We start from the raw sequence: 13,731 nt of genomic DNA, 5'->3' as shown, positions 1-13,731 counted from the left end.
GGGCACCGCGAAGAGAGCGATTGGGAGGCCGCCCCCATGGCCCGTTACGCCAGCCCGGGTTCCGCCGATGCCGTGATGTCCTATCAGCCCCGCTACGACCACTGGATCGGCGGCGAGTTCGTGGCGCCCGCGCGGGGCCGCTACTTCGAGAACCCGACCCCCGTCAACGGCCGGCCGTTCACCGAGATCGCGCGCGGCACCGCCGAGGACGTGGAGCGCGCGCTGGACGCGGCGCACGCGGCCGCGCCCGGCTGGGCCCGCATCTCCGCGGCCGACCGAGCCGTGCTCCTCAACAAGATCGCCGACCGGATGGAGCAGCACCTCGAAGCGCTCGCGGTCGCCGAGAGCTGGGAGAACGGCAAGCCCGTACGGGAGACGCTGGCGGCCGACATCCCGCTCGCCATCGACCACTTCCGCTACTTCGCGGGCGCCGTACGCGCCCAGGAGGGGACCCTCTCGGAGATCGACCAGGACACCGTCGCGTACCACTTCCACGAGCCGCTCGGGGTCGTCGCGCAGATCATCCCCTGGAACTTCCCCATCCTGATGGCGACGTGGAAGCTCGCCCCGGCGCTGGCCGCCGGCAACGCGGTGGTCCTCAAACCGGCCGAACAGACCCCCGCCTCGGTGCACTTCCTGATGAGTCTGATCGCCGATCTGCTGCCGCCCGGTGTCGTCAACATCGTCAACGGGTTCGGCGCCGAGGCCGGCAAGCCGCTGGCCTCCAGTCCGCGGGTGGCCAAGGTCGCGTTCACCGGCGAGACCACGACCGGGCGCCTGATCATGCAGTACGCCTCGGAACACCTGCGGCCGGTGACGCTCGAACTGGGCGGCAAGAGCCCCAACATCTTCTTCGACGACGTCTCCTCCGCGGCGGACGACTTCCAGGACAAGGCGCTGGAAGGCTTCACCATGTTCGCCCTCAACCAGGGCGAGGTGTGCACCTGCCCGTCCCGTGCGCTGATCCAGAGCGGGCACTACCAGGACTTCCTGGCGGCCGGGGTGGCACGTACCGAGAAGATCGTCCAGGGGCATCCGCTGGACACCGACACCATGATCGGCGCGCAGGCGTCCAACGACCAGCTGGAGAAGATCCTTTCCTATCTGGACATCGGCCAGAAGGAGGGCGCCCGCATCCTCACCGGCGGGGGCCGCGCCGAGCTGGGCGGGGAGCTGGAGGGCGGCTACTACGTCCGCCCGACGATCTTCGAGGGCACCAACGACATGCGGGTCTTCCAGGAGGAGATCTTCGGCCCGGTGGTGGCGGTGGCGCCGTTCACCGGCTTCGACGACGCGATCCGGATCGCCAACGACACGCTGTACGGCCTGGGCGCGGGCGTCTGGACCCGGGACGGCGCCACCGCCTACCGCGCGGGCCGCGCCATCCAGGCCGGCCGGGTGTGGACGAACTGCTACCACGCCTATCCCGCCCATGCCGCGTTCGGCGGATACAAGCAGTCCGGCATCGGCCGGGAGAACCACAAGATGATGCTGGACCACTACCAGCAGACGAAGAACCTGCTGGTGTCGTACTCGCCGAAGAAGCTGGGGTTCTTCTAGGGGCACAAGAAAAGGCGCCTGACCTGGACTTTTGCCCGTCAGGCGCCTGCCGCTCGGCCCGCTCGGACCAGGGCCCGGTTTACGTCGTAACTCCCAGTCTCTCCCCTCGCTGTCCCGCTCCTGACCAACTGTTCCGGACCAGTCGCGGACCAAGCCCCCGACTCACCCCGCAGGCGCCGCGCCCGGTTGGCCGGCCCCCGGACGCCGTCCAGGAACTTGGCGTAGTACCGGAAGGGGGCCCCGATGCTCTGGCCCGCGCGGCGAGCGCATTCGGCCGGGTCCACACCGGAGTACAGCCAGAACGAGATCCCGGCGTGGCGAAGGCCGTAGGGTCGCCCGGCCAAGCCGCAGGCTAAGGGCTGTCCCGTCATACCTGGTGGATCAGCGCGCGGCATCAGATGCGGTGCATCGCAAGGCGGAGGAGCGTCCGCCTACTGGTTGTATGCGGATGTTCCGACAACGCGGCGAGGTGCCGTAGCTGTCGTCGCGCGCCCGCCAGGTATGACGGGACAGCCCTTAGCTCCGTCCGGGTCAGGACGTACTTCCTCGCACCCGCCCACGTCCTGCCATACGCAGCTGCGTCCACGTAGTTACCGGCCTGGTTCCGGAACAGTCGGCCGTCCGGCGCCACACCGAACCGTTCGATGTGTGCACGGAGGATGCGTACGAACTGCGGCGGGATGGGCACAGGCCGGGTCGCGGTAGCCGCACGGCGCTGGAGCGAGTGCACCTCGTGCACCGCGCCGTCGTCCGTCCATTCCTTGCCTGCGGTGACGAGCCCGCCCGACAGATTGAGCATCCCCCACCCGATCTTGGGCAGATGGCACTGCTCGAGCCGGAGGTGAATGACCTCCGCCGGCCGCATCGCCGCGTAGCACATGCAGCCGAAGAACGCCTCCAGGTCAGGGACGCGCCCGCGCCGCTGAGCAACCGCCGCGAGAAGCCGGGTCACCTGGGCCGGATCGGGAACGGCAGCCGGGTCGACCTCCTCGTTGACCGCCGGAGCGTTCCACCTGAGCCCGTTGAGTGGGTTCTTCGCGAAGTGACCTTTCTCCACTGCGGTGTTGAGCACTTCGTTGAACGCTGCCCTTTTGCGCCGTGCCGTCTTGGCTACAGCTGCCTGCGCCAGTGACGAGCGCGCTGCGGACAACGTTCACACCCGCCACCGCGGGAAGCCGAATGCTGTGCGTCCAACGCAACTTGCTCAAGCATGGTATGCGCAAACGTCATGGCAGGCGTATGGAGGACTCTCTGCTCCGGGTACGCCCGGCATGCTGCCCGGGGCACGCTCCTGACCGACGCCGAGCGCGGCTGCGGCTCTCGTTCGCCATCGCGGGCGCCTTCCCCGGCCTGATCTACAGGGCTCATGTGTGAGGGACGTTGAGCGTTCGGCCCGGCGCCTCAAGACGGCGCTGTTCCCTTTCGCCGCCGCCCGCGGGGCGCAGCGCGAGGTGGTCGCGGAAGGAAAGCGCACATCATGAGCAAGGATCGCATCGGCCCACTCCACGAGCGCACGGGGCAGGTCGAGTGCAGCAGGACATATGACCAACGAGGCCCCCGAGCGGCGTGATTGAGGCGTCGGACATCTCGATCGGCAGCCCGGGGGCCTCGCTCATTGCGCTTTGCAACCATCACCTGATCGGTAGCCGACTCGAAGAGACTCGCTGACCGCCGGGGCCGGCCTTCAGGACAGGCCACCTTCCGAGAGCAGTCTCTGGCGGCAGATCCACTGGGCGTCGCCGTTCAGAAGCCGGGCGACCAACCGGGTGGCGTCCCCTCGTTGCCCGATTCGGCGGCGAGTGCATTATCGCCGAGGGGTAATGAAGGAGTCATTCACGACGTATCCATCCAGCCCGTGGAGCTCACCGTACGCAATCAGGTCGCTGGTGCGGTTGATGAACCCACGCCCCGAATAGTTGAGCGAGGTGTTGCAGAGAACGCTGAACCCGGTCAATTCACCGAAGGAGGTCAGCAGACCGGCCGCTTCGGGATTCGCGGTCGGGTCGACGGTCTGGGCACGCGCCGTTCCGTCGACGTGCGTCACCGCGCGCAGTTCGCTGGACTCGACCTCACTGAAGTACAGCATGAAGGGATCAGGAACCCCGCCACCGAACCAGCGGCCCGCGTCCTGCTCCAGACAGATCGGGGCGATGGGGCGGTAACTTTCCCGCTGCTTGATCTTGTTGAGCCTGACGGTCGTCTCCTCGGTGAAGGGAGCGGCCAGGATCGACCGGTTCCCGAGCGCGCGGGGGCCGATTTCCCAGCGGCCCTGCACCCAGCCGATGATGTTGCCGTCACGGAGGTAGCGGGCGACCTCGCCGTAGTGCATGGGGCGGATGTCGTAGCGCCGCGGATCGAATTCGACGTCCTCGACGAATTCGCCGCCCGCGTAGACGTCCCAGTCCAGGCCGGCCGACCCGGTGTAGAAGTGCTGGGCGTCGATGGCGGTGCCGATCGCGGAGCCGCTGTCGTTGGGGCACGGCGGGACGAAGACCGCGGGGAAGAGCCCGCACTCGCGCCAGCGGCGATTCCACTCGCAGTTGAGTCCGCAGCCTCCTGAGATGAGCAGCGGCAGGCCCTCCGTCAAGTGCTCCTGGGCGTAGTCGTAGAACCGGTCGAAGATGGCGTCCGAGAGGCGGGCGGCGAGGCTCTTGTACTCGTTTGATTCCACGCCGATGTTGTGGAAAGTGGAATCGGTCATCCGGTCTTTCAGCTGGCCGGTGATGACGTTCTTCTGACCGAGGATGAAGTCGATGACTTCTTGTTCCGCCTGGGTCGCCGGTCGATTCTCGGCAAATCCGGCCAAGGCCATCTGCTTGCCCGCGTCCTGGAAACGGACGAATTCTTGGTGCGGGCTGAACTTGGGGTCTGCGAGCGCGAAACCGTAGGAGTACTTATTGCCCGGGTAGTTGAGCACCTCCTTGAGATGAGTCACCTTCCCGTGCTCGTCGAGGCGGTAGAACGAGCCGATGTTCCCCTCCCACACCAGGCTGTAGAAGGGCTGGTCCCGACGGAATGACGACATTCCATAGGACGTCATGATGTGGGAGCGCTCATGCGTGGAGGAGAAGACGCGCACGTTCTTTCCGAAGAACCGGCCGGCCTCGTCCGAAATCGCGGATGCGCCCACACCGTAGTACCCGGTACGCGAGGGTTGGTCGGTGGCCTGGGTCCCCTTGATCCAGCCGCTCATGGCGACGACGTCCGGCTGCTTGTCCAGCCGGTCCGCCGCTACGGCGAACACCTCGGCGGTCGGGTTGCTGTAGCGGAGGAACGAGTCCTTCTCCGCCTCCAGGGAGAAGAGCAGCTTGCCGTCCTCGACGGCTGCGATCGCCCCGTCATGGCCTTCCTTGAAGGAAAGAATCAGCATGATGGTCCGTTTCTCTGTGGATTCCTGACATGGCTGTTGGGCGCCGGGATCACACGGGGCCGGGGTCGGCCGCCGCCCGACGTGGAGAGACAGGGGCCGCTACCCGACTGGACCAGGCGGCGTGGGGGCGCAAGTTCGCCAAGGGTGCGTACGGACCAGGCGATGCCATCCCGGGCGGCGGGATGCGCATCGGGCCCATCCGGGGTCATCGAGGCCCTATGCGCCGTGTTCAAAGGCATCAGGCGCGACCGAGAGGGCTTTCAGGGCGAGCCGATGCAACTGCGGGTTGGCGGACAGGGCGCCGGTGCCACCTTGGGGTGAGGCGCCCAGGAGATCGGTGCAGACACCGCCTGCTTCCTCCACGAGGATCTGCACGGCGGTGATGTCCCAGGGGTTCACGACCGGTTCGGCTGCGATGTCGAGGGTCCCTTCGGCAACCATGCAGTGCTGGAGGAAGTCCCCGAAGGCACGGTCCTCCCAGCACGCTTCGACCAGGCGGAGATACGCCTCATGGGAGTGGAAGGTGTCCCAGGTACGTGTGCTGGTCGTGGACAGATATGCCTCGGCGAGGCGGGTGTTGCCGGACACGCGCAGCGGCCCAGGGGCGCTGTCGGCCGACCCGCGCCGCAGCCAGGCCCCCTGTTCGGCCGCCGCCCACCAGCGACTGTGCAGGGCGGGGGCACTGATCACACCGACGGTGGGTCGGCCGTCCTCCAGCAACGCGATCAGGGTGGCCCAGACCGGTACCCCGCGCAGGAAGTTCTTGGTGCCGTCAATGGGGTCGACCATCCAGGTGCGCCCGGTCTCGACGGAGCCACCGGTCTCCTCCCCGGCAAAGGCGTCGTCCGGGCGTGCGAACTGCAGCGCCTCGCGTACGGCCGTTTCGACAGCGATGTCCGCGTCGGTCACGGGCGTACGATCCAGCTTCTCCTGGGTCCGCAGGTCGCGGGCTTGGAAGCGACGGCTGGTGATGCTGTCTGCGACATCACCCAGCCGCAGGGCCACTTCGAGGTCGTCCTGTCGTGACATGGGGCGCCTCACTGCACACCTCCTGGGTTTCGGGAGCTCTGCCCCCTCGGCCATCCGGGCCGAGCACCAAGGGGCTACCGGATCACTTCGCGTGCAGTTCGAACATGCGGTACTCCATGACCCGCACTTCCTCGATCCGGCGCACCCGGTCCAGCAGTTCGACCCGCATACCCGCTTCCTCCGCGAGGGCGTCGAGCCGTTCGCGGTCCCCGAGGTCGGCCGTACCGAGGAGCAGCCTGCCGCCGTCGGCCAGATGCTCAGCGGCGCCGGCGAGGTACCGGGCCTGGCCCTGGTAACCCGGGTCGAAGACCGCGGAGTGCAGATCGGTGGAGAGCGGGAAGTCCTCCTCCACATAGGTCCAGGGGACGTTCCAGAAGATGGTGTCGAAGCGCTCCGTGGGCTCGAGAGCCGCGTACATGTCGCTGTGGAGGACGCGTACCCGGTCGCTCACACCGTGCCGCTCGACGTTGGCGGCCGTATTGGCCACTGCCTTTTCGTTGATGTCCAGCGCGGTGACGAAGGCACAGCCGTGGAGCGCGGCGGTCACGGCGATGACACCCGTGCCGCAGCCGACCTCCAGGAACGATCCACCCTTGGGGTAGGGCACCATCGAGGCCATCACCTCGGTGGCGGCGCTCAGGGTGCTGGGGAAGACGCCTCGGTGCAGGCTCCATTCCCGCCCCAGCAGGGTGAAGGAGTCGGGCAGGTCGTCGCCCACGAGGGCGTGCTGCAGGGCCCGCGCCACGGCCTCGGGGGACTCCTCGGCAGTCATGGTCTCTCCCTCTTCGGTGGTGTTGGTCATCGGGGCGGGTCGGCCGCGTACCGCACGAGTGCTTCGCGGTGACGACCGATCTTTCGGAAGGCTTCGGCGTACTGGTCGATGAGCGTCGTGTCCTGGGGCCAGTTGGTGAAGGTGGGCAGGGACAGCGCGTGCTGCTCGACGTGTTCGGCGTGTGAGCCGGCCTCCGGTGCGCTGCCCTTCTTCGGCGTTCCGGGGAAGAGGGGGTTCTCCGGGCGGGCGTAGAGCGGCAGCGTCGAGAGCCGGGGGCCGGAGGGGGCGCCCACTTCCATGCCTTCGGCGCGCAGTGCCTCGATGAGCACGGAGCGTGGGACGCCGCCCAGTTCCTCGGGCCGGTAGAGCGGTTTGTAGCCGTACCAGGCGCCCATGTCGACATGGTCGGCAACGTGTACCGGCTCCAGATAGGTCACGTCCCCGAGTTGCTCGCCGAAGTAACGCAGGCAACGGTGCCGGGCCTCCTTGCGCGCCGGGAACGCCGCTAGGGCGTGCCGGGCCACGATGGCGTTGAACGGCGACATGCGCAGCTTGAGCCCGAAGCCGGTGACCCAGTGCGCACGCAGGTCCTCGTCGAGGACGGCGTCCCGGGAGCGGTCCCGGTAGTGCCCGAGGAGCGTGGCGCGGTCGTGCACCTCGGGGTCGCTCGTGACGAGGATGCCGCCCTCCCCCGCGTAGACGGCCTTGTTGGCCTGGAGGGAGAAGACCGCGGCATCGCCGAAGGTGCCGACGGGCCTGCCCTTGTAGTGGCTGCCGTGGGCGTGGGAGCAGTCCTCCAGGACACGCAGCCCGTACCGCTCGGCGATCCGCAAGATCGCGTCTATGTCGCAGGGGTGACCCCACTGGTGGACGACCGTGATCACCTTGGTGCGCTCGGTGAGCGCGGCTTGAAGTGCTCTGGGATCCAGACCGCGGGTGTCGCGGTCGATATCGGCCAGGACCACGTCACCGCGGAGCGCGAAGACGGGGCTGAGCGCCGCATGGTAGGTGAGTGCCGGCCCCACGACGTCCACGCCTTCGCGCACGCCGAGCGCGAAGTAGGCGGCGAGGAGGGCGCTGGTACCGGAGTTGAAGGTGACCGCGAAGCGGGCTCCGTCCTTCAGAAAGGCGAGAAAGTCGGCCTCCAGCCGGCCGATGGGGCCGCTGTTGCCCTTGATGGAGATGTCGGTGTTCCGCTGCTCGGCCAGTTCGGACAGCTCCGCCTCGTCGGCAGGGGGCGGCCAGACCTCGTGCGGCAGCGGCTGTTCGATGGCGGGTGCGCCTCCGAGGAGGGCGAGTTTTCCGGCGGTGGCCATGTGTCCTTCCTGCTCTCGCGGGTGGGCTTGGGCTCGACTCGTGGGATACGGCGTCCGCTTCGTACGGTGCGGTGTGCTTGGAGCATCGGAGGCCGTGCGTCGGGCCCCGGGTGCAGGCGAGTACGGGCTCCTTGAAGGTGATCTGTGCCCGCCGGGTTCTCCCTCACAGCTCGCGCCGTCCGGCGCGGCCCGCTCGGCGGCAGGGGCCTGGCCGGCCTCCGGGTCGCCGATGACCCGTACTTCGGGCGCGTCGCTCCCCCAGCGCCGGAGGCTGTCGTGTCCAGGTGCCGTCGATGGGTCAGGCGCACTGCTCGGCGAGCTCGTTCTGCTCACGTAGCCGGTCTCGGTAGATGCCATCGATCGTGCGCACGGCGATGAGTTGACGCTGCAGATGGTCCTGGCGGTAGCAGCGGTCGTCCAGGTGCCCCAGATGGTGGGAGATCATGGAACGCACGGTGTCGGTCTTGGGGCCTTCCCAGGTGTAGCGCTCCAACGGCAGGCCGCCGGTGGCGTGCAGGACGGCGGCCCCGGGGACGACGTTCAACGCGCCCTCCGTACCGAGCACGCAGAGGTGCTCCATCTTCTCGTAGTGATGACGTGAGATGCGCAGAGAGCCTGCCAGCCCCGTTGAGGGATAGCTGCACATGAGGCTGACGAGATCCTCCAGCCGACGATCCCGCATCTCTTTGTAGTGGTGCACGAAGGCGGAGTGCACCCGAGGGGGTTCGGGTTCGGGGAACATTCCGCTGAGCACATCGATGAGGTGGTAGCCCATGTCAAGCAGCACACCGCCCATCGCCTGCTCCCTGGAGGCGCGCCAACCAGTGGTCGGATGAGCCAGGTTGAAGTGGTAGTCGTAGGAGAACCAGTAGGGCTGCCCGATCCGCGCGAGGTTCTCCTGGGCGAACTGGAACACAGGGTTGAAGTTCCGTTGCAGCAGCGTGAAGACGCTGCGGTCAGCCCCTTGCGCCAGGCGTATCAGTTGCCGGGCTTCCTGTTCGGTGACAGCGAACGGCTTCTCCTTGATGACGTGTCTGCCGTGCGCCAGAATTTTCGCACAGACCGGGAAGTGTTCACCATGCGGCACGGTGACCACTGCGGCGTCGAATTCGACATTTTCAAGTGCCTGGCCGAGGAAATCGAAATGCGGGAATCCCCACGCATCGGCGAGCGACCAGGCCGCCGGTGCGGGGTCGACGCCGCCGACGACATCTGCGATCTCCCGCACGATCGGGAGATATTCCTTTCCCTGATGTCCAGCAAATCCGACCACCAATACCCTCGGCCGCGGACGCACGTTCTTCAACCTGTCACTGGGCATGCGATATATCCCTCCTCGCAGAACATCATTTGAGGATGGTGCGGCCAGCCAGGAAAGACTCACGGAGATCCCTGTCAAGCTCTTGACCGCAGACAGTTCAGAGAGCTCTGCGGCCCTCCCCGGAAGCATTGGCGAGCCAGGTATGTGCTGCGACTACGACGTCCTTGATAAAGGTACTTCCGCTGCGCTGTGCGTTCTCATCGAGCAGTGAGACCTCCTCGACTGATATCCAGGCGAACTCGGTGTGCTTGTCCCATTCGAGTTCGGGCGAGGAGAGGTCCCCGTCCACCTCAACGACATAGTCCGACTCGATGTGCCGTAGGCCGTGCGCCATCCACCCCTCGTACGCCACTCGCGCAAGAACGCGGCGCAGCTGCCACCCGGTCTCCTCCGCTATCTCCCTGCGGAGCGCGTCCAGGAGGGACTCCCCGTCCTCCACGGCTCCGCCGACGACATCCCAGCACTCGGGGAAGAGGCGTCGGCCGGCCGAGCGGCGCTGGACGAAGATCCGGTCGTCCGGGTCGCGGATCAGCGCGCCCACCACCTGTCGGGGTTCCGTCACCTCGGCCACGTCAGCCGCTCACCGCGCCCAGCCGGAGGTGCACACAGCGGGTGAGCACTCATGGGTCCACCCGCGTCCCAGAACGCCGTCCAGTCGGAGTCACCGTCGTACGGAGCGAGCGACGTGGTGCGGGGCCCGGGGCGGCGATCTCTGCGACCAGTCGGCGCCCGGTTGCCGAATCCGTCGCAGCGGCCGGAAAGGGCTGCTGGAGGAACTGGGCGACGGCCAGAACTCCCACCGAACCTACAGCCGTAGGTCTTGTTTCACAGAACCGGCTGACCATTCTTCCCTCATTTCACCTGCACATAAAACTCACACGCGACATGCATCGAGCAAAATACACACGGGACCGAACAACCAAACGGGAACGCCAAAGCGAGCAAAATTGCCACTAGAACGCGATTGCCAGCGTACCTACATTTTGCCCTGAATACCACATGGCACCCTATGCGGCGCACCGGGCTCACCCAAGACCTCGGACGCCTCAATTTCTTCTTGACATGCCATCAACTCATGCGTTGACGAGCACACCCCGGTGGTACCGCGCATCCAGTCGGCCGCACTCGCTCGTGCAACTCACACCGAGCCACAGGTCACTATCGCCTCGGTCTGCCTGCTTGGCAGGTGAAAGATTCCCTCTCACGCTTACCCCAAACAATCATTTTCTGCCATCATTGACGGTTAAACGATCTATGCGTTGGCCGGATCCACAGGGAGAGTTCCTGCTGAGTGATGAGGGGCCGCTCGGCCGTCCGTCGTCAGTGCGGGTTTTTCAAATTCACGCCGACGCGTGGTGAAGGACGAGGACGGCTTTCACGATGTCGGTGATGCGGTTGGTGGTGCGGCGGAGCTTCCGTAGCAGACGCCAGTTCTTCAAGGTGGCCATTGTGCCGGCGCTGCCACCGCTTGAGCCGACGGCTGCGGAACGGGACGCGGATATGGCGGCCTGCTCCCTGATACGCCTTGTCCGCCCAGCAGCGGATCCCGGCCTTGGCCAGAGCATCGACAAGGCCGCGCGTGCGGGCGGCGGTCGGTGTCGCCGCAGCGCAGGTGGGCCAGGACCAGCAGAGCCTGTCGGCCGACGGTCGGACGCCGCCGACCGCGAACCGATCTCTCTCCGCAACCACCACGAATCGACGCACCAGGGCCAAGCCGAGAACCGCAAGCAGCAACCGTCACTCGACAAGCAACACTTATCGAGATCCATCGACAGAAAGGCACGGTGACGCCGCCGACCACGGCGCCCTCCGGGGCGAGCGTCTTCGCCCAGCACGGCCGTACGGCGGATCTCCGGTCCTGCCGTCCCGGGGCCGGTTGCCGCTGCCTGCCGGCAGAGGGCTGTAGTACCACTCCTGCTCCCCGGACGGGTCCTTCGTTCACAGACGGCGGGCGACCAGGAAGGCGTAGCCGATCTGCGGGAGCGCACCGAACCGGGGAAGGGAGCGGGTTGAGTTGAAGAACTCGTAATGGGGGTCATCGGCGGAGGGCACGACATCGTCGAAGGCATCGGCGAACGCCTGATAGGTGCGCCGGACGTGCTCTCCGATGTCCTTGAACTCCACCACCTCCAGATCGGCGTGGTCGAGGGCCTTGCGGAGCTCCGCCGGTTCGGGCAGCGCGGGGGACCCGAACGCCCGGCACGTCTGGCGAACCAGATCCGCGTCATCCCCGCTCACCGGTGACCGGACCAGTACATCGGTGATGACGAGCGGGCTACCGGGCCGCAGGGTCCGGGCGATCTCGGCGAGAGCGGTGGTCCGGTCGCTGATGTGCATCATGGACTCGATCGCCCAGGCACCGTCGAAGGACGCGGCTTCGAAGGGCAGTGCGCAGGCGTCCGCGTACCGGAAGTCCACCCGGTCTGCGAGCGCATCGGCGTCCGCCCGGATTCGGGCGAGGTCGATGTCCTGGTCGCTGACCGAGATTCCTGACACACAGGCACCGGTGGCCCGTGCGATGCGCAGGGCGGGCCGTCCGGTCCCACAGCCGACGTCCAGCAGGCGCTGGCCGGCTGCGGCGGCCAGCCGCTCCGCCACGAGGTCGGTGAGCCGGTCGGTGGCTTGGTCGAGCGAGCGGTGATCTGTGGCGTTGTCCCAGTAGCCGACGTGGATGTTCCCGTCGACGGCCGCGCCGTCGACGTTCTCGGTCTGCTGGTCAGGGAACGGGCCGACGTCCAGTGGCGACGGTTCGGTGTGGTGCACGGATCGGTCGTTGGTCATCGAAGCCTCCCGAGCATGAGGGGTGTGTGAGCTGGTGAAGAGGACCACCTGCCGCACTTCGCCGAGTGAGCGGTCAAGGGCTTCCAGAACGAACGTGATGCCTTCGCCCGGTACGTGAAGTCGGGGGGCGATGCCGTTGAGGGTCTGTGCACTTCCGTGGGCGACGCGGAATCCGGCGACGATCTCGTCGAGGACCAGGTGGATGCGTGTTGCGCACAGAGCACACATACGGCGGCAGGCACTCGTGATCGATGCCGACTGTGGTGGCCGGCGGTGGTTCCACCATGGCGGCGGCATCCTCGACTTGACGGCGCAGTAGGTCGCGACTACGAGGATGGCAGTGCCGGAGCGCCGGGATGTCACGGACAGCCGCCTCGGCTCTGCCCGGACAGCCTGCGATGGGTCCGGGTACGTGGGCGGGTCCTGGGGTCCCGAACCACCATCTGACGATCGATTGGTCACCGAAGTAGCGGAAGTGGACTCCGCGTTGGGCGATCAGCCGGGCCCCGGAGTGGTGGACCCGGGAGAGGCGGAGGGCGTGGATCGCCGACTCGGTACCCGAGTGGGAGAAGACCGCTCGATCCGCCGCGGGAAGGCGGTCCACGAGGAGTTCGGCGAGTTCCACCTCCGTCTCGCGGCCGAGGGCGTTGGTGTCGCACCATGCGGCGGTCTGCCCGAGCGCTTCTTGCGCGACGGGGTGATCACAGCCCAGGAGCACCGGCCCCTTCAGCGTCGCGCGGTGCACCTGGGCCATGGAAGCACGAGCCACAGAGTAGGGGCCGATGAAGCCGAGGACGTCCGTGAGGCATCTGCCGTAGGCCCTCTCCAGCTGGTGTCTGACCGAGGTAGTGGGCATCGAGCGACCATTCTCCTGGAGGGCGCTCGGCCCGTCCAGGGCGCCGAGGGGAGCCAGTCGGAACGGATGGCGAGGATCCGCCCGACCTGTGCCGCCATGGGGCCGGGCAGGGTACAGAGTCGGCGAGGCCGGCGACCGAGCCGTCCGTCCCGGTCAGCGAGGGTGCGACGGCGAGACTCCGGTCGTCCCCCCCGATCCCCCTTGGCCATGTCTTGGATACCGTCGTGCGCAGCGTCGCGGGCACTGCTTTGAGCCGTGATCCCCCAAGGGCGGTGTGCTGCCACGGCCAGATCCGTTCGCCGGGCGCCGGGCGCCGAAGGGCAGACAGGTCCGGCGCCTCCGATCGTCCAGGCGTTCCGGCGCGAAGTAGTCCGGATCGTGGGTCTGCGGTTCGTCCCACTGAGGCACATCGGAACCACTCGTCCAGGAGCCGGTGCCCGGTCCTGGCCCCTTTCCGCCTCCGGGCCGCCGCCACCCCGGTCGCGGGAACGGTCGCAAACGTCATGGCGGTGCGCGGAGGACTCGCCGCTCCGGGGATGCCTGGCATACCGCCCGGGGCAGGTTCCCGGCCGACGCCGGGCGCGGCTGCGCCTCGCTCGTTCGTAGGCACGGGTGCCTCTACGGCCTCCCCAGAGAACCGGTGCCAGTGGAATACGCGAGTGAAGAGGCGAGCCCACCAGTAAACCGCCCCTCAGTGCCGCTCTGCTCTCACGGTATGCACGTGAC

At 67.3% G+C, this 13,731-nt stretch carries 10 protein-coding genes; 1 reads left to right on the top strand and 9 read right to left on the bottom strand.

The genetic code is table 11. The features are described from left to right. The first annotated feature begins 36 nt into the window (after positions 1 to 36). A complete protein-coding gene (locus tag ACLJWH_RS01625; RefSeq protein ID WP_411139700.1) occupies positions 37 to 1,560 on the top strand; it encodes an aldehyde dehydrogenase family protein in 1,524 nt (507 codons plus the stop codon). 394 nt (positions 1,561 to 1,954) lie between these two features. Here the strand turns inward: ACLJWH_RS01625 and ACLJWH_RS01620 are convergent, their stop codons facing one another. The 9 genes from ACLJWH_RS01620 to ACLJWH_RS01580 all read right to left on the bottom strand — a co-directional run bounded on the left by ACLJWH_RS01620 (position 1,955) and on the right by ACLJWH_RS01580 (position 13,044). After that, a complete protein-coding gene (locus tag ACLJWH_RS01620; RefSeq protein WP_411139699.1) occupies positions 1,955 to 2,632 on the bottom strand; it encodes a hypothetical protein in 678 nt (225 codons plus the stop codon). Positions 2,633 to 3,364: 732 nt separating this feature from the next. Next, the gene (locus ACLJWH_RS01615) at positions 3,365 to 4,930 is read right to left on the bottom strand and encodes a carbamoyltransferase C-terminal domain-containing protein (RefSeq protein ID WP_411139698.1); all 1,566 of its coding nucleotides are present in this window, start codon (positions 4,928 to 4,930) and stop codon (positions 3,365 to 3,367) included. A gap of 216 nt (positions 4,931 to 5,146) precedes the next feature. After that, positions 5,147 to 5,959, bottom strand: coding sequence for a histidinol-phosphatase (hisN, locus tag ACLJWH_RS01610; RefSeq protein WP_411139697.1), 813 nt, complete (start codon positions 5,957 to 5,959; stop codon positions 5,147 to 5,149). Positions 5,960 to 6,041: 82 nt separating this feature from the next. Next, complete coding sequence (locus ACLJWH_RS01605; protein WP_411139696.1) at positions 6,042 to 6,731, bottom strand: methyltransferase; 690 nt, start codon at positions 6,729 to 6,731, stop codon at positions 6,042 to 6,044. Positions 6,732 to 6,757: 26 nt separating this feature from the next. After that, complete coding sequence (locus ACLJWH_RS01600) at positions 6,758 to 8,047, bottom strand: DegT/DnrJ/EryC1/StrS family aminotransferase (protein WP_411139695.1); 1,290 nt, start codon at positions 8,045 to 8,047, stop codon at positions 6,758 to 6,760. Between the two features lie 298 nt (positions 8,048 to 8,345). After that, positions 8,346 to 9,368: a Gfo/Idh/MocA family protein gene (locus tag ACLJWH_RS01595; RefSeq protein ID WP_411139694.1), complete on the bottom strand. Its 1,023-nt coding sequence runs from the start codon at positions 9,366 to 9,368 to the stop codon at positions 8,346 to 8,348. Positions 9,369 to 9,465: 97 nt separating this feature from the next. Further along, on the bottom strand, positions 9,466 to 9,930 hold the full coding sequence (locus tag ACLJWH_RS01590; protein ID WP_411139693.1) for an NUDIX hydrolase: 465 nt from the start codon (positions 9,928 to 9,930) through the stop codon (positions 9,466 to 9,468). Between the two features lie 1,376 nt (positions 9,931 to 11,306). Continuing rightward, on the bottom strand, positions 11,307 to 12,149 hold the full coding sequence (locus ACLJWH_RS01585; RefSeq protein ID WP_411139692.1) for an SAM-dependent methyltransferase: 843 nt from the start codon (positions 12,147 to 12,149) through the stop codon (positions 11,307 to 11,309). Between the two features lie 73 nt (positions 12,150 to 12,222). Beyond that, positions 12,223 to 13,044: an AarF/UbiB family protein gene (locus ACLJWH_RS01580; RefSeq protein WP_411139903.1), complete on the bottom strand. Its 822-nt coding sequence runs from the start codon at positions 13,042 to 13,044 to the stop codon at positions 12,223 to 12,225. Positions 13,045 to 13,731 lie beyond the last annotated feature (687 nt).

Origin of the sequence: Streptomyces sp. x-80 (genome assembly GCF_046549095.1) — a bacterium.
Lineage (GTDB): Bacteria > Actinomycetota > Actinomycetes > Streptomycetales > Streptomycetaceae > Streptomyces > Streptomyces celluloflavus.
The sequence above is the reverse complement of the archived record's forward strand: the minus strand, read 5'-3'. Positions and strand labels throughout refer to the sequence as shown.